Here is a 20,693-nt window from a genome sequence, read left to right as displayed (position 1 = left end):
AGGTGGGGTATCGTTGGGAATCTACGCGCGGGCCCTCAAGGTCCGTGACTTCCGCAGCTATGAGGCGTACGAGCTCGCCCTCTCCGAGGGCGTCACCGTGCTCGCGGGCCCCAACGCCGCGGGGAAGACCAATCTGGTCGAGGCCCTGCAGCTCCTGACCGCCGGCCAGTCGTTCCGGCGCCCCTCCCCCGCCGACCTCGTCCGGACGGGGGCGTCCCGTGCGGAGGCGGCGCTGCTGCTCGAGGGCGACGGCCGCCGCCTGGATATGGGGCTCGTCTCGGAGCGCGGCCGACGCTCGTTCAGCCGCAACGGGAAGCGCGTCACCGCCGCAGGCGTCCGCGGCGTGCTTCCGAGCGTCCTGTTCTGCCCCGACCACCTCGACATGATCAAGCGCTCGGCGAGCGTCCGCCGCGCCGCCCTCGATGACTTCGGGGTGCAGCTCAACGAGAGCTACGCGCAGCTCGTCTCGACCTACGAGCGGGCGCTCGAGCAGCGGAACAACCTGCTCAAGGACCGCTTCGTCCCCGCGGAGCTCCTCGCCGCCTGGGACGACGCGATCGTCTCGGCGGGCGCCTCGGTGCTCGTGCACCGCCTCGCACTCCTGGAGCGCGTCCGCACCCGCCTGGTCGAGGTGTACGGGGCCATCGCTCCACGTGAAACGGTCGACGTCCGCTACCGCGCCTCGGTCGGCGATATCCCGGCGGACGAGTCCCGCGACCGCGAGGCGGTCGCCTCCCATCTCTCCCGTGCGCTCGCGGAGACGCGCGAGGAGGAGCGCCGCCGCGGCCTCACGCTCGTCGGCCCGCACAGAGACGAGGTCGTCTTCATGATCGACGGCCGCGAGGCCCGGTCCTTCGCGAGCCAGGGGCAGCAGCGCAGCCTGGTGCTCGCATGGAAGATCGCGGAGGTCGAGGTGACCCGGGACATCCTGGGGCGCTACCCGATCCTGCTGCTCGACGACGTGATGAGCGAGCTGGACGCCGCGCGCCGCGAGTCGGTGGTGCGGTTCATCGCCGACGAGATCCAGACGGTCATCACCACCACCAACCTCGGGTACTTCACCGACGAGGTGCTCGACCGCGCCGCCGTGGTGCGGATCGGTTCGGACGAGAGGGACGTTCGATGAGCTCGCACGGGGGGACGGCGCGCCGCGACCGCGCCGGGGAGACGCACAGCCTGGCCGACTTCCTGCCCGCCGAGCGCCGCCGCATCATGGACGGGGCCTCGGAGACGCGGCGCGCCCAGATGCGCGCCGCCGAGGCCCGCGGCCGCGTCTTCCAGGCGTGGAACGACGTCTGCGCGGGGACCCGCGAGGGCGCCCACGTGACGGGCCTGCATTACGCGGCGGAAACCGACGAGCTCATCGTCTACGCCGACGGCGCGACCTGGGTGGCCGAGCTCACCATGATGCGCGAGATCATCCGGGCGCGCATGCACCTGCGCGGCGTGGACGTCTCCGACATCAAGGTCCTGCGGTCGCGCGAGGACTACATCCGCCGTCAGCCGTCCGCCTCCTCCGCCGCCACCGCTACCGCCGCGCATCCCGTCGGCCGCCCGCCCCGCAAGGAGGCCGCACCGCACCGCAGCCTCTCCGCCGCCGAGGAGCGCGCCCTGGACGACGAGGTCTCCGCCATCGGCGACACCCGGCTGCGCGACGCGCTGAAAAACGCCATGCGCGCGAGCCTCGAGTCCCGTACCGCCCCGGAGGGCTGAATGCGGCCTCATTCGGCGTCTGGTTGTCTTGTAGGGGTATTTCGACCATGTCGAGATACCCCTTTTTATCTACTAAACTATTGAAGGTTAGGCATTTCCAAAGGAAAAGGAGAAGTGCGTGGCGAAGAAGAACGAGTACGGCGGGAACGAGATCAAGATCCTCGAGGGTCTCGAAGCCGTCCGGAAGCGCCCCGGCATGTATATCGGCTCCACGAGCTCGAGCGGCCTTCACCACCTCGTGTGGGAGATCGTCGACAACTCCGTGGACGAGGCCATGGCCGGCTTCTGCACCAAGATCGAGGTCACGGTGCACCCCGACAACTCCATCACCGTCGTGGACAACGGCCGCGGCATTCCGGTGGACAAGCACCCCGTCAAGAAGATCCCGACCCTCGAGGTCGTCATGACGATCCTCCACGCGGGCGGCAAGTTCGACAACTCGGCGTACAAGGTGTCCGGCGGCCTCCACGGCGTCGGCGTCTCCGTCGTGAACGCCCTCTCCAAGAAGATGGTCGTGCAGGTCCGCCGCGACGGCAAGATCTACGAGATGCAGTTCTCCCGCGGCAAGACGACGCAGAAGATGGTCGAGGTCGGCACCTCCAAGACCACGGGCACCACGACCACCTTCTGGCCGGACGAGGAGATCTTCGAGACCACGGTCTACGACTACGACATCCTGCGCAACCGCCTTCAGGAGACCGCCTTCCTCAACAAGAACCTGAAGATCGTCCTGCGCGACGAGCGCGAGCTCGCCCCCCGCGTCGACGAGTTCTGCTATGCGGGCGGCATCATCGACTTCGTCAAGTTCCTGAACGAGGGCAAGGACATCCCCGACGGCCTGAAGAAGCCGATCTACCTGTCCGGCGCCTCCGAGCCCGGCGTCCCCGTCGACCGCACCGGCGAGGTCGAGATCGCGATGCAGTGGAACACCTCGTACTCCGAGACGGTTATGAGCTTCGCGAACGACATCCACACGCCCGAGGGCGGCATGCACCTCGAGGGCTTCCGCACCGCGCTCACGAGCGTCATCAACGATTACGCGCGCCGTCAGAACATCCTGAAGGAGAAGGACGGCAACCTCACCGGAGACGACGTGCGCGAGGGCCTGACCGCGGTCATCTCCGTCAAGCTCGCCGACCCGCAGTTCGAGGGCCAGACGAAGGCCAAGCTCGGCAGCTCCTTCATGCGCACCCTCGTGCGCAAGATCGTCTCCGAGGGCCTCACCGACTACCTCGAGGAGCACCCCAAGCAGGCGCGCGAGATCATCAAGAAGGCCCAGCAGGCCAGCCGCGCCCGCAACGCCGCCCGCAAGGCGCGCGAGGCGACGCGCCGCAAGAGCCTTCTCGAGACCGCCTCGCTTCCCGGCAAGCTCGCGGACTGCTCGGTGCGCGACGCCGAGATGACCGAGCTGTTCATCGTCGAGGGCGACTCGGCCGGCGGCTCGGCCAAGGACGGCCGTCGCCGCGACATCCAGGCCATCCTCCCGCTGCGCGGCAAGATCCTGAACGTCGAGCGCGTGGGCGACCACCGCGCGTTCTCCTCCGACACCATCCAGTCGCTCATCACGGCCATCGGCTGCGGTGTGACCACCGGCAACGGCGACGGCGGGGACTTCGACATCACCAAGGCGCGCTACCACAAGATCATCATCATGACCGACGCCGACGTCGACGGCGCTCACATCCGCATCCTGCTGCTCACGTTCTTCTACAAGTACATGCGGCCGCTCATCGATGCGGGCTACGTGTACGTGGCGTGCCCGCCCATCTTCGGCATCAAGGTGCGCAACAAGATCCACTACGTGTACCCCAACGGCCGCCAGCCGGAGGAGGAGATCCTGCGCGACACCATCAAGAGCCTGGGGCTCAACCCCGATGAGGGCGAGGACGACGCCGCCGCGGGCAAGGTCACCAAGAAGCGCCGCGGCTACACCGTCCAGCGCTACAAGGGCCTGGGTGAGATGGACCCCAAGCAGCTGGCTTCCACCACCATGGATCCCAAGACGCGCATCCTGCAGCGCGTGACCATCGAGGACGCCGCCGTCGCCGACCGCGCCGTCCGCGAGCTCATGGGCAACCAGGTCGAGTACCGCCGCGAGTACATCGAGAAGCACGCGCACGACGCGCGCTTCCTCGACGCCTAGCGCGCTGGGTTGGGGGGTTGGGTGGGGACGGGTTCGTTTCAACCCAACCCCCGGCCGACCGCGACTGAGTCTGACCGAACCAGACTGAACCGGACCACGACTGAACCAGGAGGTAGCACGTGGCAGAAGATATGAACAACGCGCCCGGGGAGGGCACACAGGGTTCCGAGGGGCTCCCCGAGGACCTCAAGCGCCTGCTCGCCCGCGCCGAGACGCAGAACGACGACGGCGAGACGGTCGGGTACGACCCCGACGCCGTCGACGACGAGGACGATGAGGACGACGGTGAGCTCGAGGAGAGCTTCGGCGCCGTGGACCGCGGCCAGGACGCCGGCGAGGACATCAACGGCGGCTCGCTCCAGATCTCGGAGTTCGGCCACGAGATGAAGCAGTCCTTCATCGAGTACTCGATGTCGGTCATCACCGCCCGCGCCCTGCCCGACGTCCGCGACGGCCTGAAGCCGGTGCACCGCCGCATCCTCTACGCCATGAACGAGTCGGGCATCTACCCCAACCGCCCGCACAAGAAGTCGGCGTGGACGGTCGGCGAGGTCATCGGCAAGTACCACCCCCATGGCGACGTCGCCGTGTACGACACGATGGTCCGCCTGGCCCAGTGGTTCTCCATGCGCACCCCGCTGATCGACGGCCACGGCAACTTCGGCAACATCGACGGCGACTCGGCCGCGGCCATGCGCTACACCGAGAGCCGTCTGGCGAAGCCCGCCATGGAGCTCCTGCGCGACCTGCAGAAGGACACGGTCGATTGGCAGCCCAACTACGACGAGTCGCTCGCCGAGCCGCAGGTCCTGCCCGCCCGCTTCCCCAACCTGCTGGTCAACGGCTCCTCGGGCATCGCCGTGGGCATGGCGACCAACATCCCGCCGCATAACCTCACGGAGGCCATCGAGGCCACCTGCATGCTCATCGACAACCCTGACGCCACGGTCGACGAGCTCATGACCGTGATGCCCGGCCCCGACTTCCCCACCGGCGCCCGCATCATGGGGTCCGACGGCATCCACCAGGCGTACGAGACCGGCCGCGGCTCGATCACCGTCCGCGCCAAGGCCCATGTCGAGTCCACCAAGACCGGCCGCAACCGCCTCGTCTTCACCGAGATCCCCTACCAGGTCAACAAGGGCACGCTGCAGGAGAAGATCGCCCAGCTCGTGAACGAGAAGCGCATCGAGGGCATCTCCGATATGCGCGACGAGTCGACCAGCAAGGGCATCCGCCTGGTCATCGAGCTCAAGAAGGGCGTCATCCCGCAGGTCGTCCTCAACAACCTGTACAAGTACACCTCGCTGCAGAACACCTTCGGCGTGAACAACCTCGCGCTCGTGAACGGCGTGCCCAAGTGCCTGTCGCTGCGTGAGATCCTGCGCTGCTACATCGACCACCAGGTCGACGTCGTGACCCGCCGCACGCGCTTCGACCTCAAGAAGGCCCAGGCGCGCGCCCACATCCTCGAGGGCTACCTCATGGCCCTCGACCACATCGACGAGGTCATCTCCATCATCCGCTCCTCGCGCACCGACGCCGAGGCGAGCGCCCGCCTGATCGAGCGTTTCGGCTTCACGCCGGAGCAGACCACGGCCATCCTCGAGATGAAGCTGCGCCGCCTGACGGGCCTCGAGCGCGACAAGATCCAGGAGGAGCTGGACGGCCTGCGCCGTGCCATCGCCTACTACGAGGACCTGCTGGCACACGAGGAGAAGATCCTGGGCGTCATCAAGGAGGAGATGCGCGAGATCTCCCGCAAGTTCGGGGACAAGCGCCGTACGGAGATCTGCGCCGCCGAGCGCGACCTGGACGTCGAGGACCTCATCGCCGACGAGGACATGGTCGTCACGATCACCCACACCGGCTACGTCAAGCGCATCCCGGTGGCCGCCTATCGCGCGCAGAAGCGCGGCGGCAAGGGCGTGACCGGCGCGAACCTCAAGGAAGACGATGTCATCGACGAGATGTTCATCGCGAGCACCCATGAGTACGTGCTCTTCTTCTCCAACCGCGGCAAGGTGTACCGCCTGAAGGTTCACGAGCTGCCGGTCGGCACGCGCCAGGCGCGCGGCACCGCCATCGTGAACCTGCTGCCCTTCGAGGACGGCGAGAAGATCGCGAGCGTCATCTCGTGCAGGGAGTTCCCCGACAACGAGTACCTCATGTTCGCCACCGCGAGCGGCATGGTCAAGAAGACCGTCATGAGCGCCTACGACCGCAGCCGCCGCGACGGCATCATCGCGATCAACCTCAAGTCCGGCGACCACCTGCTCGACGTCCGCCGCGTCCGCGAGGGCGACATGATCATCCTCGCCACGACCGCCGGCAAGGCGATCGTCTTCGCCGAGGACCAGGTCCGCGCCACCGGCCGCGACACCAGCGGCGTCCGCGGCATCACGATGAAGGGCGACACCCGCGTGCTGGGCATGGAGATCTCCAACGGCCGCGGCGACCTCTTCGTGATCACGGAGCGCGGATACGGCAAGCGCACCCCCGTCTCCGACTACCCGGTGCAGAACCGCGGCGGCCAGGGCGTCTACACCATCCAGATGACGGACAAGAAGGGTCAGCTCGCCGCCATGAAGACGGTCGGGCCCCAGCACGAGCTGTTCATCATCACGGAGATGGCGACGGTCATCCGCGTGAAGACCGACGAGATCTCCAAGACCGGCCGCGCCACCCAGGGCGTCAAGATGATGTCCGTCATCGACGGCGACCGGGTCTGCGCCGTGGCGCGTATGACGAGCGCGAAGAAGAAGGCCAAGGCCCCTGCGGTCGCCGAGGGCCAGGAGTCGCTCGACCTCGCGGCGGCCGGAGCGATGGAGGCCCCGCGCGATGAGGACCACGTCGATATCGGCAGCGGCGACGAGGCGCTCGAGGACCTGATGGACGAGTAGACCTCATCAGGGCGCGCTCCGATTCATAAGGGCTGTGAAAAAGGCCCCGTCCTGTATGGGACGGGGCCTTTCGCATGGCGGTGCTTTCGCATGGCAGCGCTTTCGCATTTGCGGCGCGCGCCTGAGATGAGGGGGCGGCTGCGCGACGCGCCGGAAGGTCGCTACGACCGATAAGGGCCTCAGGGCTTCCCGGGGCGCGGTAGACGGTGCGGTTCAGAGCGGTCTGGTGCGGTCCGGCGCGGTTCGTGTGAATCGGTCGGAATGACCGTCGTCTTACTCCCCCCCACTCAGCCTGTACGCAGGTTAGAAGTCATCCGGAGAGACCGAATGCGCGAACGCATCGAACTGCTCGAACTCCTTCTCCGCATCATCGTCGGTGCGGTACGAGATGTTCCCGACGCGGTTCATGACCTCGTCCTCGACGTAGATGGGGGCGTTCGACCGGACAGCGATGGCCAGTGCGTCACTCGGGCGGGCGTCGACGGTCACCTCGGTGCGGTCGCCCCCGGAAAGAACGAGGGTCGCGTAGAAGACCGGTGCCTCGACACGGTTGATCTCGACGCGCTCGACGTGCGCGCCGAGCTTGCGGATGGCATCGAGCATCAGATCGTGCGTGATGGGGCGGGTGCCTTCCGTCCCATCGATGCCGCGACTGATGGCGGCGGCCTCGTACGACCCCGTCTGGATGGAAAGCGCGCGCAGGGGCGCGTCCGTCGAAGAATCCGCCCCGCGCTCGCGCAGGACGATGAGTGAGGGCACGGGACCGGAGGCCATGATAATGGTCTCGATGTCAACGCGGATCATTACGGCACCTCCAAATCGTGGTAAGCGTTCTCGGAGCGTTCCTTGAAAGAACTGAATAGGTATAGTACCCAAAACCGCTGCCATATGCGGTTTCGAACCTTCTTTTCACGGCGCGAGATTTCTTTTAAAAAAGTTGTTGACTCCCGCGCGGCGTCTGGGCTATTATTTCCTAGCGCGATGGACCTGTAGCTCAGTTGGTTAGAGCGTCCGGCTGATAACCGGGAGGTCACAAGTTCGAATCTTGTCAGGTCCACCACTTCTTTCGCAATAAACACCCCAGCGAGAGCCGAGTCGCCGCTGGGGTGTTTATTACTACCTGGGGGTTTAGCTCAGCTGGGAGAGCGCGGGCTTTGCAAGCCTGAGGTCAGGGGTTCGATCCCCCTAACCTCCACCATATGGTTCGACGACCTCGCCGCGGCGGGGTCTTTTCATATCTGAGGGTCGTGCACGGGGTCGAACCCCGTTCGGGGCGCGGTCGCGTGGAAACGCGAGAGCGTTTCCCGGGACCGCGGGCAAGGCGCCGCAGGCGCCGCAGCCGGAGCGGCCGCCCGGTGGCCGCAGATCCCCTTCCTATAGAGGCAACAGCGGTGGCAGGTCGCAGTGTCGTTCGATACGGCGCCCGCGGATCCCCCTAACCTCCACCATATGGTTCGACGACCTCACCGCGGCGGGGTCTTTTCATTACCAGAAGCCGTCTCCATGCGAAGGGCCCCATATGGGGCCCTTCGGTTCGCGTCGCTATGGAGAAGCGGGCTTATTGACCGTCTACATCGCTCGCAGGGCCCAACAGGCCCTTGAAGCCCGTCAGACGCTCCCAGACGCCCGCACTCGCCATGAGGACGACGCGGTCGTGTGCGCGCCTCGTCTCGGTCTGCGCCTCCTTAGCCGCTCCCTGCGCGTTCTCCAAGGCGATGTTGAGCTCCTTGATCTGGGCGTCCTTCATGGAGAGCTGGTCGTTGAGGCTCTCGATCTGAGCCTTGAGGTCATCGATCCTCTCCCGGTAGACCGATACGATCGCCTCGATATCGATCTGGGGCTGGGAGGCGGTCTCCGTATCCGACTCCGGAGCGGTCTTCGACTCGGTTCCCTTGGTGAGGAAGTCAGCGAGCATCGAAGCGCCCTCCGCATCGATGATCAGGGCGCCGCGCGGTCCGTCCGGCTTCGCATGGCCGTTCTCACGGAGGCCGAGCTCGTTGACCGCGCGGGTGACCGTCGATTTTCCCCGTCCGGTAGCGTCTGCGATCTCCTTGATTGTCGGCATGCGATCACCTCGTCGTAATCTGGGTCGGTTGGGACTGCGTCATAGGTTCGGTCGTTCGGTCGATTATACCCCGCTCTCCCCCACCTTCGCATCATTTGGTGCAACCGGAGACGGCGGGGATTCGAATGGACCGAGTCCGGGGTTCGGTAGCCGTTTCGGAGGACGCATCGATGCGTCGATTCGTTCGTTGGGTCGCATCCCCTGCCATTGGTACGCTTCGATGGCTCTGTGTGGATCGCAGCGTGCGAGATTGCGGATCGGTTTGAGATGCGATGTGCGATTCGAAGCAGGATCGACCCAAAAAGAGTCGGACGGGGTTCGGCTGGGTGTGCAGGACGACTGCGTCCCTCGAGGTAGGAGATGGAAGAGTTCAGCTGCATTCGGTAGAGAACCGCCTGCGGAAGCCGCAATGGACCGGATGTGAGGGTCGATTGCGGCGAGCGCTCCGCACGGTGCTCCCATTGATGGTTCATTCGGGGTCGGCCCGTTGGTGAGACCTGACGCGAATGGATCGAGTCGGCCGTTATCGAGTCGTGGAGCCGTCTTGTCCGATGCGGCGAACGAGTCGATGAGTGCTCGCATGCGATGGCGAACGATTCAAGCGACGATGGGCTTCGATACGCGACCGATTCCGTCGGAACCGATTCAAGCCTACCGAACCAACCCCATCTGAGTACCGATTCATCCGTATCGGTCCGATCCTCTGTGTGCCGAGTCCGAATCTGTCGAGGACGTCTATGAACGTGGTTGCCTCGTCCTGAGGACGGCTATGGGGATGACTGCGAAGCGAGACAAAGGTGTGCATGCACACCTTTGTCTCGCTGAGAGCTGTACCCAGCGAGATTATCGCGTCCATGGACGCATTTGTTTCACTTCGTTTGCGGTGAAAAAGCCCGGGTGAAACATTGGCGTGCATGGACGCCATTGTTTTGCTGAGAGCTGGTTCCAGCGAGATATTCGCGTCCATTGACGTGATTGTTTCACTTGGTTCGCAGCGAGAGTGGCCGGGAGAGGGTTCACGAGATTTGAAGAGAAGAGGCTGGGCGAAACAAATGCGTTCGCGCACGCGTTTATCTCGCTTGGGGGTCGTCTCAGCGAAACCTTTGCGTCCATGGACGCCTTTGTTTCACCCAGCTTGCAGGGCGACGGGCTACCCGACCGCGCGCGGCAGGGCGTCTTCCCGGCGCGGGAGTCGTGTGGCAAGTGCACCCGCGTCCTCGACTGCATCAGACGTGAAATGGTGAATGGTGCAGTCGATGTGTTGGATGCTTCGTAACTCAATCGCGCTGACGTCGTCTCGACGCGAATTCAGAATCGGATGTGGAATCATTCAGGTGAAGCGAATCAACCGAACAGCCAGCGGAAACAAGATCAAGATATGAACCTCTACCCTCCCGTCATCGCGCGCGGATTCGGAGGGCGGATGCATTCCGGTTCATCGCCCACCGCGTCGTGAAATCGGCTCCCGATGCGAACCAGATTCGAATATCGCCCCTGAAAGATTCGGATGACGCCCTGATGATGGATTCGGAATCGGACGTCGCCGCACTCGATTTGGAAGGAGCCGCAGCCGCGCTCGATTCAGAAGCAGGCGTCGCCGTGCTGGATTCGAAAGGGACCGCTGCCCCGGTGGATTCGGAAGGAATCTTCGCCCCGCACGTGAGGCGGGTGGGTGCCCCAGAGGGGGTCGTCTCAGATCCGACCCCCTCCTGGCATCTACCGGACAAATCGTCCATCGGGCGGTGCGATGTGCCGGACTTTACCCAAATGACGTAAGATTCCAGTAGCTGCGCCTTATGCGCGCCGCCCGCGGGCATGCGGGTTCCGGAAGGTTCATACGGTAGAGGAAAGGTGCTACGTATGTCGGACGTACATGAGCTTCTTGACACTTGGATCGCAAACGCCACGGACGATGAGCTCCTAGCCGAGCTCAAGGCCATGAAGGAAGCCGGGGACGAGGATGCCATCACGGATGCCTTCTTCCAGGACCTCGCGTTCGGCACCGCCGGTCTGCGCGGGACCATCGGCGCCGGCACCAACCGCATGAACATCTACACCGTCGGTCGTGCGACCCAGGGCTTCGCCAACTATCTGAACGAGAACTTCGAGAACCCCACCGTCGCCATCGCGCGCGACAGCCGCAACAAGGGCGAGCTGTTCGTCAAGACGACCGCAGCCATCCTCGCCGCGAACGGCGTCACGGCCTACGTGTACCCCAAGATCTCCCCGGTGCCGACGCTGTCCTGGGCTACCCGCTACCTGCAGTGCTCCGGCGGCATCTGCATGACCGCGAGCCACAACCCCGCCCCGTACAACGGCTACAAGGCCTACGGTCCGGACGGCTGCCAGATCACCTCCGAGGCCGCCGACGCCATCTCCGCGGCCATGAACGCGACGGACCCCTTCGCCGACGTCAAGACGATGGACTTCGACGAGGCCGTGGAGCAGGGCAGGGTCAAGTGGATCGGCGACGAGGTGCTCGACGCGTACTACGACGCGGTCCTCAAGTGCTCGGTGTGCAACCTGACCGAGGAGCAGTCCGCCGCGGCCCCGCTCAAGCTCGTCTACACGCCGCTCAACGGCACGGGTCTCGTCCCGGTCACGACCGTCCTCAACCGCGCGGGCATCACGGACATCACCGTCGTCCCCGAGCAGAAGGACCCCGACGGCGACTTCCCCACCTGCCCGTATCCCAACCCGGAGATCCGCGAGGCCATGCAGAAGGGCATCGACCTGTGCGCCGAGGTCCAGCCCGACCTCCTGCTCGCCACGGATCCCGATGCCGACCGCGTCGGAGTCGCCTGCCAGGACGGTGACGACTACACGCTGCTCACCGGCAATGAGATGGGCGTGCTGCTGCTCGACTACATCTGCAAGATGCGCGCCGAGCGCGGCGAGGACCTGGCCGACAAGGTCGCCGTGACCACGATCGTCTCCTCCGCGATGGTCGACGCGCTCGCCCAGGAGTACGGCTTCGAGCTGCGCCGCTGCCTGACCGGCTTCAAGTACATCGGCGATATCATCACCGGCCTGTCCGACGCCGGCCAGGTCGACCGCTACATCTTCGGGTTCGAGGAGAGCTACGGCTACCTCTCCGGGGACCATGTGCGCGACAAGGACGCCGTCAACGCGAGCCTGCTCATCTGCCAGATGGCGCAGTACTACAAGCTGCAGGGCAAGAACCTCGTCCAGGCCATGCGCGAGCTGTATGAGAAGTACGGCTACTACCACAACCGCACCATCTCCCTGTCCTATCCTGGTGCAGACGGTGCCGCTAAAATGGCAGGTATCATGGCTGCTCTGCGCGAGACCGCACCGGAGGAGATCGCCGGTGCGAAGGTCGAGGCGGTCGTGGACTACGTGGACGGCGTGAACGGCCTCCCCAAGGCGAACGTCATCGAGTTCGATCTCGAGGGCGGCGACAAGGCCATCGTGCGCCCGTCCGGCACCGAGCCCAAGATCAAGCTGTACATCTTCGCCAAGGGCGCCGACGCGGCGTCCGCGGACACGCAGCTCGATGCGATCGAGGAGGCGGGCCGCAAGCTGCTGAGCTAACGGCCGGTCGAACGGGTGAGAGAGCCGGGGCGCCTTCCGGGGGACCCCGGCTTTTCCATGCCGCGGGGCAGGGGAGGGCGGCTATCGCGAGAAGCCCGAGAGCAGGCGCGCCCGCTCGATGCACCGGGGGACGCGCTCGCACAGGAGGTCGATATCGCGGTCCGTGACGTCGTCCGCAAGCGAAAGGCGCAGCGTGCCGCGGTTCCACGAAGGGTCGTCCCAGCCCATCGCGGTGATGACGTGCGACGGTTCGGTCGATCCCGTGGAGCACGCGGAACCCGTCGCCGCGGCGACCCCGGCCCGGTCGAGAAGCACCACGAGCAGCTCGCCGTCGACGTCATGGCATATGAAGGATGCGATCGAGGGGAGCCGCCGGTGCGGGTCGGGCTCGCCGGTGGGGCGTACGCCCGGGGTGCGTTCCAGCACCGTGGAGACGAGCCGGTCGCGGAGCGCCCCCACGCGCCGCGCGCGACCCTCGAGGTCCTCGCACGCCTCCTCGAGCGCCGCAGCCATGCCGACGGCGGAGGCCACGTCCTGCGTGCCCGAACGCAGCCCGCGCTCCTGCCCTCCGCCCTCGACCATGGGCGGTATGGAGAACCCGTCCCTCAGGTAGAGGGCCCCGGTCCCCCGCGGTCCATGGAACTTGTGCGCCGACAGCGAGAGCGCATCGACCCCGAGCTCATCGACATCGACGGGGATGTGCCCGACCGCCTGGACCGCATCGGTGTGGAAGGGGATGCCGCGCTCATGGGAGATCCCCGCGAGTACCGGGATGTCCTCGATGGTCCCCACCTCGTTGTTCGCGAGTATGATGGAGACGAGGGCGACATCGGCCCCCGCCCGCTCGGCATCGTCGAGCGCGTCGGAGAGGGAGGCGGGGTCGACCCGGCCGGAGCCGTCCACGGGGAGCATTGCCGCGTCCGCGCCCATCTCGCGCAGCATGCGGCATCCGTGGAGCACCGCATGGTGCTCCACGGCGCTCGTGATCACGCGGACCGGCCGGCTCGTCCCGTTCAGGTCGCGATGCCTGCGCACCGCCCCCTGGAGAATCCAGTTGTCGGACTCCGTGCCGCCGCTGGTGAGGTAGAGCTCGTGCGCGTGCGCCCCCAGCAGTTCCGCCGTGCGGGCGCGGGCGCCTTCAAGGGCGCATGCGGCGTCGCGCGCGATGCGGTGGATGCCCCCGGGGTTCCCGAACGACTCGGTGAGATAGGGGGTCATGGTCTCGAGGGCGCGAGGGGACAGCGGCGTCGTGGCCGCGTTGTCGGCGTAGATATACGGATCCTGCGAGCTTGCGTCGCTCATATGCCGTCCTTTCCGCATGAGGTTGCCCCGGCAGCCGGTTGGCAGCCTCAGGTTAGCCGAGGACGAGGAACCAGACCAGCAGGACGATGGCGACGATCAGGACCGCCAGCAGGACGAGGGCGCGCGTTCTTTTGCGCTGAGCCTGCTCGCGGCGGGTGAAGATGGATTTTCCCGGCTTGGGGCGCTCGAGGTAGCGATCGTAATGAAGGCTTCGGCGCTCGCCCGGCTCGGGGACGGGGTGTGCGGGGCCGCGCCTGACCCCCTCGCCGCTCAGGGGCGTGTCCGGGAGATATGTGGGGTCGTTGGTGGCGACGCCCATATGCCGGCGCGTCGGTCTCGACGGTCCGGTCGCCCTTGCAGGTCGAGGATATCCGTGCGACGCATACTCCGCTCCGGGGTCCGTGATCGGCTCTTGGGGGATATGGCGGCTCTCGCGCCGGTATCCTGCCGTGCGGGCACGCTCATCCATCGCGTCCCCGCGCTGCATGCGATCGCTGTTCAGGGGTCCCGTCGACCCGATGCGCTCGTCCATAACCGCCCTTAATCCGGTGCCGCACCTGCAGTCATTGTACGGGCAAGACCGAGAGTGAAATGGCTTTTTAAGAAAAACGTCCGTGCCGTCGCCCGCCGCTACAGACGCTCCATATCCATCGACTCGATAAACTTAAGTGAGAGTCACTTAGATTTGATGACAATGTGACGCTTAAAAAATATGAATCGCCGTGAATAGGGGAGTGCGGATGCGGGCATAACCATGAACGACCAAGGAAGTCCCCGCGCCCCGGAGGGAGCAGGGCGTATCACAAAGGAGTGATAAGTATGGCAAGCATGGTTCCGTATCGTTCGGTGTTCGGTCTCCGTCCGGCGACGTCCCTGTTCGATGCCTTCGATGACATGATGGATCTCGCCTCCGCGCCGATGTCGACCAAGGCGTTCCCGATGGACGTCGAGGACAAGGGCGATTCGTACGAGGTCAAGGCCTACCTCACCGGCGTCAGCAAGGACGATATCGACGTCGAGCTCAACGAGGGGCGCCTGTCCATCGCGGTGAAGGTCGAGGAGAAGGAGGAGGACAAGGGCAAGAACTACCTGCAGAAGGAGTTCACCTCCTACAGCGCGACCCGCGGTGTGTACCTGAAGGACGCCGCCTGCGAGGGCCTGTCCGCGCGCTACGCGGACGGCGTGCTGACCGTGAGCGTGCCCAAGATCGTCGAGAAGAAGAACGTCACCAAGATCTCCATCGACTAGCGCGCCATCCAAAGCGGGGTGCGACTCGCCGCGAACGGGTCCGGGGCTGCGGCTCCGGACCCGTTTTTTTTCATGACGCGGCGGACTGGCATGATGCGGGGTCAACGTGACACGGGGCCGTCATGGTACGGGGGTTGCCCCGCCTCCCGTCATGAAGGATGGGGCATCTCCGTGTCACAGCGGCGTACGCGCGGAAGACTTCCCTGTCAGTCCACCGTGATGGGGCGGTTCTGGCCGGCGGCGCGGATGCGCAGGGACGGCCCGTCGCCCCGCTCGAGGGTGGCTGTGGAGCCGAGCTCGTCGTCGAGCGAGGCCCCGAGCGATTCCGCGAAGGAGCGGACGGCGAGGCTCGGCCGGTTGTTCTCCTGGGAGATGTGCATGGCGACGAGCTGCTCGGTGCGTTCGGACACGAGGCGCGGCGCCGCCTCGGCCGCCTGCTCGTTGGAGAGGTGCCCGCTGTCCGATAGGATGCGGTCCTGCAGGTAGCGCGGGTAGGAGCCGCACCGGAGCATCGGGACGTCGTGGTTGCTCTCGAGCGCGAGGATGCGCGCGCCGGCGAGCGCATCGAGCGCGTCGTCGGTCAGGTAGCCGGTGTCGGTCGCGTAGCCGATCGAGTCGCCCGCGCAGTCGAACCGGAAGCCGACCGGGTTCACCACGTCGTGCGAGGTGGGGAAGGTTCGGACCGAGATGCCCGCGACCTCGAAGGATACGCCGGGGACGAACTGGCAGAAGGGGAGCTCGTCCAAGTACCTGCGCGTGCCCGGCGTGCCGATGCTCGCATACAGCTCGACCGGGAAGGCGCGGTGCCACACGGTGATGCCGCTCACGTGGTCGGTGTGCTCGTGGGTGAGCAGCAGGGCGCGCACGCCGTGCTCGTCGAGGGCGAGCGCGTGCATGCGTGCGAGCACCTCGCGGCGGGAGAAGCCGTCGTCGACCATGATGAGGCCCTGCGGGCCCTCGACCAGCGCGCAGTTTCCCTTCGACCCGCTTCCCAGGATGTGCAGCCTCAAGGTCCGGTTCCCGTGTCCCTCATCCGTCATATGGTGAAACCCTCGCTTCCATCGGTCGTGGCGGGTGACGGCGGATACGGTGGCGGACGGGCGGCCCTGCGCCATGAACGGCCCCGCCGCCGCGCATGGCATGGGGGCGTCCTCCCGCCGCGCATGACACGCGGGCTGTTCCGCCCCGTCATCATGACGGCGGGGACGGCCCCTCCTTCACGTTATCCGCCGCCGAGCCCGCGGGCAGGCGACTTGGAGCGCGGTCCAACGGATACAATGGTGCGGTACCAAGGAGGTCACATGCCCACAGTTTCCCAGCATTTCGCCCGCTTGCACCCGATGCCCGCTCGCGCGGAGCACCCGGCGCGCACGCAGGCGCCGGCTCCCGTGGTGCTCATGGTATCAGGCGGCGCGGACTCCACGGCGCTCCTCGTGATGGCATGCACATCCAAGCTCGACCTTCGGGACGGCCGCGGGCCCTCCCGCATCGCCCGCGAGCGCCTTCATGTGCTCCACGTCAACCACCATCTGCGCGGGGAGGCATCCGACGGCGACGAGCGCTTCGTGCGCGAGCTGTGCGCCCGCTACGGGCTGCCGCTGTGCGTCGAGCACGCGTCGTTCACCGATCTGTCCGGGAAGAACCTGGAGGCGGCCGCCCGCGAGGTGCGCTACGCCGCCGCCCGCCGCTATGTGCGCGAGCTGTGCGAGCAGACCGGCGCCCCGCGCTCCGCGGCGCGGATCCTGACGGCCCATACGGCGAGCGACCGGGTGGAGACCTTCTTCATGAACGCCATCAAGGGCTCCGGCCCCGCGGGGCTCTCGAGCATCCCGCGCCGCCGCAACATCATCGTCCGCCCCCTCATCGACATGAGCCATGCGGAGCTCTGCCGCTTCCTGGAGGTGGCGGGGATCGGATGGCGTGAGGACGAGTCCAACGAGGACGTATCCTACCTGCGCAACTTCATCCGCCACCGCGTGGTCCCGGTGGCGACGGAGCGCAACGGCAACCTCGAGCGCGCCATCGGCGCCACCTGCGACATCCTGGGCGAGGAGGACGCCTTCATGTCGCAGCTCGCCGCCCGCTCGCTGCGCGCCTGCGTGAGGCGCGAGCAGGAGGGCCTGATCGTGTTGGACGCCGCCCGCCTCGCCTCGGCCGAAGTCGCCATCGCCCGGCGCATGGTCCGTCTCGCATACCGCGGCCTCGTACCCGAGGAGCGGCTGGAGATGCGCCATGTCGAGGCCGCGCTCGCATGCGTGGCGGCGGGGGAGGGCTCGGTGACCCTTCCCGGGGGCGTCGACGCGCGCATGGAGTTCGGCACGTTCACGATGCGCACCGCGGCCGCCCGGGAGCGCCTCGCGGCGGGGTGGCTGCCGGTGCCGGGGCGCATGCCGCTCGCCAACCACACGGTGATCGAATCGGGCATCGTGCGTGTCCCGCACGGCGAGGATCCGATCGCCTTCGCGCGCTCCTGCGCCGATGGGAAAATAGGGACAGGCACTTTTTTCCCAGGCGCCGACGGGAGCGGGAAAAAAGTGCCTGTCCCTATTTTCCCACCCCCGGAGGCCGACCTGCTCACGGCGTGTATCGATGCGGCCGCCTTGGGATATGCGGAGCGCGACCTGGAGCGTCTGGCGGAATCGTCGCCCGCCGGCGCCATCCCCGCGGAGGCCCTCACCGCGCGCCTCTGGGTGGACGCCCCGGCGCCGGGCGATGTGATGTGCCCGCTCGGCATGCACGGGCGCAGCAAGAAGCTATCGGACATCCTGGGTGCCGCGCGCGTTCCGGTGGCCGAGCGCGAGAGCGTGCCGGTGGTCCGCACCGCCCCGGGCGGCGCCGTTGTGTGGGTTGGCGGAATTCGCCTCGACGACCGGTTCAAGTGCACGGCCGCCACCAGGCTGTTGATAATATTGAAAATCAAACCCGTTACCGCGTCGGACGGGCGCGTCGACGGGTAGTATCAAGCGGATACGCGCTACGCAGAAAGGGCCATCATGGAAGCCTTGCATCCAGACGTCGACCACATGCTGTTCGACAAAGAGGAGATCGCCGCCGTCGTGCGCCGCATGGGCGCCGACATCACCCGTGATTATCAGGGAAAGGACCTGGTGCTCATCGCGGTCCTGCGCGGCGCCGTGGTCTTCATGGGGGACCTCATGCGGGCCATCGAGTGCCCGCTCGCCATCGACTTCATGGCGGTGTCGAGCTACGGCGAGGGTGCGAAGTCCTCGGGCATCGTCCGTATCGTCAAGGACCTCGATATGGACATCAAGGGGCGCGACGTGCTGATCGTAGAGGACATCCTCGATTCGGGCCTCACGCTGCGCTACCTCATGAAGAACCTGTCAAGCCGCCACCCCGCCTCGCTGGAGGTCGCGACCTTCCTGTGGAAGGACGTCGCCGGCAAGCAGGCCGCCATCAACCCGAAGTACGTGGGCATGCACTGCCCGGACGATTTCGTGGTCGGCTACGGCCTGGATTACGCCGAGCGCTACCGCAACCTCCCCTACATCGGGGTGCTCAAACCGGAGGTTTACTCGTAGATGACCTATAGGAACGATACGATCGACCGCGCCGGCGCGCGCCTCCTCGCCTCCCAGGGCGAGGAGCCGGACGGGCGCGACCGCAAGGATGACGACGGCCTGTTCGGCAAGCTCGACGACCGCTTCGGCGGCCGCGGCTCGGGAGGGCCCGGAGGCTACCATCGCCCGCCCTCGCGCATGGGATGGCTGTACTTCCTGCTCATCTGCGTGCTGCTGTGCTACATGTTCATGAACATGGGCGGCTTCTTCACCAGCACCCCCTCGGCGACCGAGCTCTCGACGAGCGAGTTCGTGGAGGCCGTATCCGACAACCGGGTGGACACCGCGACCTACCGCGTCGCCGACGGGACCGTCTCGGGCGGGTACTGGACCAGCGCCGACGATATCGGCAAGCAGGCCGCCCTGCACAGCTACACCACCACCTACGTGGGGTCCGATACGCTGAACGACCTCATGGCGGCGCATCCCGACACCACCTACGTGGTTGACACCTCCGACCCGAACTTCCTCACCAACCTGCTGGTCGGCGTGCTGCCCACCGTGGCGCTCATCGCGCTGATGGTGTACTTCATGCGCCAGATGGGCGGTGCCAACAACAAGGCCATGCAGTTCGGCAAGACGAACGCCAAGACCAACGAGGCCACGCGCCCCAAGGTCAAGTTCGCCGACGTCGCCGGCATCGACGAGGCCGTCGAGGAGCTCAAGGAGGTCCGCGACTTCCTGTCCGAGCCGGACCGCTTCCGCAAGCTGGGCGCCAAGATCCCCCGCGGCGTGCTGCTCGTGGGCCCTCCGGGCACCGGCAAGACGCTGCTCGCCAAGGCCGTCGCCGGCGAGGCGGGCGTGCCGTTCTTCTCCATCTCCGGCTCCGACTTCGTGGAGATGTTCGTGGGCGTCGGCGCGAGCCGCGTGCGCGACCTGTTCTCCAAGGCCAAGGAGCAGTCCCCGTCCATCATCTTCATCGATGAGATCGACGCGGTCGGCCGCCAGCGCGGCGCGGGTCTGGGCGGCGGTCACGACGAGCGCGAGCAGACGCTCAACCAGCTGCTCGTCGAGATGGACGGCTTCGAGGAGAACGAGAGCGTGATCCTCATCGCGGCGACCAACCGCCCGGACATCCTCGACCCGGCGCTGCTGCGCCCGGGCCGCTTCGACCGTCAGATCACGGTGGACCGCCCCGACGTGCGCGGCCGCGAGCAGATCCTGCGCGTGCACGCCGCCAACAAGCCGCTTGCCGACGACGTGCGCTTCGACAAGCTGGCGCAGCTCACCGTCGGGTTCACCGGCGCCGACCTCGCCAACCTCCTGAACGAGTCGGCCCTGCTGGCGGCCCGCCGCCAGCGCGCGACCATCTCCATGTCCGAGGTCGAGGAATCCATGGAGCGCGTGATCGCCGGCCCCGAGCGCAAGGCGCGCGTCATGACCGAGACCGAGCGCCGCACCATCGCCTTCCACGAGAGCGGTCACGCGCTGGTGGGGCACGTGCTCGAGCACTCCGACCCGGTTCACAAGATCACGATCATCCCGCGCGGGCAGGCGCTGGGCTATACCATGCAGCTGCCCACCGAGGACCACTTCCTCAAGACCAAGAACGAGATGCTCGACGAGCTCGCCGTGTTCCTGGGCGGCCGCGTGGCCGAGGAGCTCATGTGCGACGACATCACCTCTGGGGCCTCGAACGACCTCGAGCGCGCGACCAAGATGGCGCGCGAGATGGTCACGCGCCTGGGCATGAGCGAGGCGCTGGGGACGCAGGTGTTCGGCGAGGCCCAGCACCAGGTGTTCCTGGGGCGCGATTACGCCGACCACCAGGACTACTCCGAGGAGACGGCGCGCCGTATCGACACCGAGGTGCAGCGCATCATGCGCGAGGCGCACGAGCGGGCGGAGAAGATCCTGTCCGAGCGCCGCGAGCAGCTGGTCCTGATGAAGGACGTCCTGCTGGAGCGCGAGACCGTCGAGGGCGACGCGGTGACGGCGCTGCTCGACGGCACCTGGGACGAGTACCTGGCCGGCCAGCAGGGGAACGCATCCGACGGCGGGGACGCCGGGTCGGACGGCGCGTCCGATGCGCCGGCGCCCGAGGCCCCTCGGAAGCCCCGGCAGTCGGACGAGGAGATAGCCGCGGAGGCGGCGGCCTACGCCCAGGAGGCGCTCAGGTCCGAAGAGCAATAGGAGCGATGGCCCCGCTGACACGGCGGGGCCGTTTTTGTGCCGCGATGCGC

The 20,693-nt window shown here is 66.5% G+C and carries 14 protein-coding genes and 2 tRNA genes; 11 read left to right on the top strand and 5 right to left on the bottom strand.

Features of this window, described 5'->3' with window-relative positions:
* The first annotated feature begins 13 nt into the window (after positions 1-13).
* The 4 genes from recF to gyrA all read left to right on the top strand — a co-directional run bounded on the left by recF (position 14) and on the right by gyrA (position 6,759).
* On the top strand, positions 14-1,126 hold the full coding sequence (gene recF, locus PHA29_RS00270) for a DNA replication/repair protein RecF (RefSeq protein ID WP_270847403.1): 1,113 nt from the start codon (positions 14-16) through the stop codon (positions 1,124-1,126).
* Positions 1,123-1,713, top strand: a complete 591-nt coding sequence (locus tag PHA29_RS00265) for a DciA family protein (RefSeq protein WP_270847401.1) — start codon at positions 1,123-1,125, stop codon at positions 1,711-1,713. The genes recF and PHA29_RS00265 overlap by 4 nt, the downstream gene beginning before the upstream one ends.
* A 118-nt stretch (positions 1,714-1,831) precedes the next feature.
* Positions 1,832-3,856: a DNA topoisomerase (ATP-hydrolyzing) subunit B gene (gene gyrB / locus PHA29_RS00260; RefSeq protein WP_270403003.1), complete on the top strand. Its 2,025-nt coding sequence runs from the start codon at positions 1,832-1,834 to the stop codon at positions 3,854-3,856.
* Between the two features lie 131 nt (positions 3,857-3,987).
* The gene (gene gyrA / locus PHA29_RS00255; RefSeq protein ID WP_270847453.1) at positions 3,988-6,759 is read left to right on the top strand and encodes a DNA gyrase subunit A; all 2,772 of its coding nucleotides are present in this window, start codon (positions 3,988-3,990) and stop codon (positions 6,757-6,759) included.
* A 303-nt stretch (positions 6,760-7,062) separates the two neighbouring features.
* On the opposite strand, the gene PHA29_RS00250 is transcribed toward gyrA, so the two are convergent.
* Positions 7,063-7,563: a bifunctional nuclease family protein gene (locus PHA29_RS00250; RefSeq protein WP_270403001.1), complete on the bottom strand. Its 501-nt coding sequence runs from the start codon at positions 7,561-7,563 to the stop codon at positions 7,063-7,065.
* A 179-nt stretch (positions 7,564-7,742) separates the two neighbouring features.
* Between PHA29_RS00250 and PHA29_RS00245 the strand changes: the two genes are divergently transcribed.
* A tRNA-Ile gene (locus PHA29_RS00245) sits at positions 7,743-7,819 on the top strand.
* Between the two features lie 62 nt (positions 7,820-7,881).
* A tRNA-Ala gene (locus PHA29_RS00240) sits at positions 7,882-7,957 on the top strand.
* A 360-nt stretch (positions 7,958-8,317) separates the two neighbouring features.
* On the opposite strand, the gene PHA29_RS00235 is transcribed toward PHA29_RS00240, so the two are convergent.
* Entirely contained in the window at positions 8,318-8,824 is a 507-nt protein-coding gene (locus PHA29_RS00235; protein ID WP_270403000.1) for a nucleotide exchange factor GrpE, read from the bottom strand.
* A gap of 1,860 nt (positions 8,825-10,684) precedes the next feature.
* Here PHA29_RS00235 and PHA29_RS00230 point away from each other — a divergent pair.
* On the top strand, positions 10,685-12,379 hold the full coding sequence (locus PHA29_RS00230; protein WP_270847400.1) for a phospho-sugar mutase: 1,695 nt from the start codon (positions 10,685-10,687) through the stop codon (positions 12,377-12,379).
* An 81-nt stretch (positions 12,380-12,460) separates the two neighbouring features.
* Here PHA29_RS00230 and PHA29_RS00225 read toward each other — a convergent pair whose 3' ends face one another.
* Both PHA29_RS00225 and PHA29_RS00220 read right to left on the bottom strand, forming a co-directional pair.
* Complete coding sequence (locus tag PHA29_RS00225) at positions 12,461-13,681, bottom strand: cysteine desulfurase family protein (protein WP_270847399.1); 1,221 nt, start codon at positions 13,679-13,681, stop codon at positions 12,461-12,463.
* 52 nt (positions 13,682-13,733) lie between these two features.
* Positions 13,734-14,000, bottom strand: coding sequence for a hypothetical protein (locus tag PHA29_RS00220; RefSeq protein WP_270402996.1), 267 nt, complete (start codon positions 13,998-14,000; stop codon positions 13,734-13,736).
* 500 nt (positions 14,001-14,500) lie between these two features.
* Here PHA29_RS00220 and PHA29_RS00215 point away from each other — a divergent pair, with 500 nt between their 5' ends.
* Positions 14,501-14,929 carry an Hsp20/alpha crystallin family protein gene (locus PHA29_RS00215; RefSeq protein ID WP_270402994.1) on the top strand — a complete coding sequence of 143 codons (429 nt, stop codon included), beginning with the start codon at positions 14,501-14,503 and terminating at the stop codon, positions 14,927-14,929.
* 206 nt (positions 14,930-15,135) lie between these two features.
* Here PHA29_RS00215 and PHA29_RS00210 read toward each other — a convergent pair whose 3' ends face one another.
* Positions 15,136-15,969, bottom strand: a complete 834-nt coding sequence (locus PHA29_RS00210; protein WP_270847396.1) for an MBL fold metallo-hydrolase — start codon at positions 15,967-15,969, stop codon at positions 15,136-15,138.
* A gap of 261 nt (positions 15,970-16,230) precedes the next feature.
* Between PHA29_RS00210 and tilS the strand changes: the two genes are divergently transcribed.
* From tilS to ftsH, 3 genes are read left to right on the top strand one after another with little or no spacing between them, the layout of a single operon-like run.
* Positions 16,231-17,886, top strand: a complete 1,656-nt coding sequence (tilS, locus tag PHA29_RS00205) for a tRNA lysidine(34) synthetase TilS (RefSeq protein WP_270847395.1) — start codon at positions 16,231-16,233, stop codon at positions 17,884-17,886.
* Positions 17,887-17,922: 36 nt separating this feature from the next.
* The gene (hpt, locus tag PHA29_RS00200) at positions 17,923-18,471 is read left to right on the top strand and encodes a hypoxanthine phosphoribosyltransferase (protein WP_270402988.1); all 549 of its coding nucleotides are present in this window, start codon (positions 17,923-17,925) and stop codon (positions 18,469-18,471) included.
* Complete coding sequence (gene ftsH / locus PHA29_RS00195; RefSeq protein WP_270847393.1) at positions 18,472-20,643, top strand: ATP-dependent zinc metalloprotease FtsH; 2,172 nt, start codon at positions 18,472-18,474, stop codon at positions 20,641-20,643.
* Positions 20,644-20,693 lie beyond the last annotated feature (50 nt).

Source organism: Candidatus Collinsella stercoripullorum (assembly GCF_027669965.1).
GTDB classification, from domain to species: Bacteria; Actinomycetota; Coriobacteriia; order Coriobacteriales; family Coriobacteriaceae; genus Collinsella; species Collinsella stercoripullorum.
This window is presented reverse-complemented; position numbering and strand designations above follow the sequence as displayed.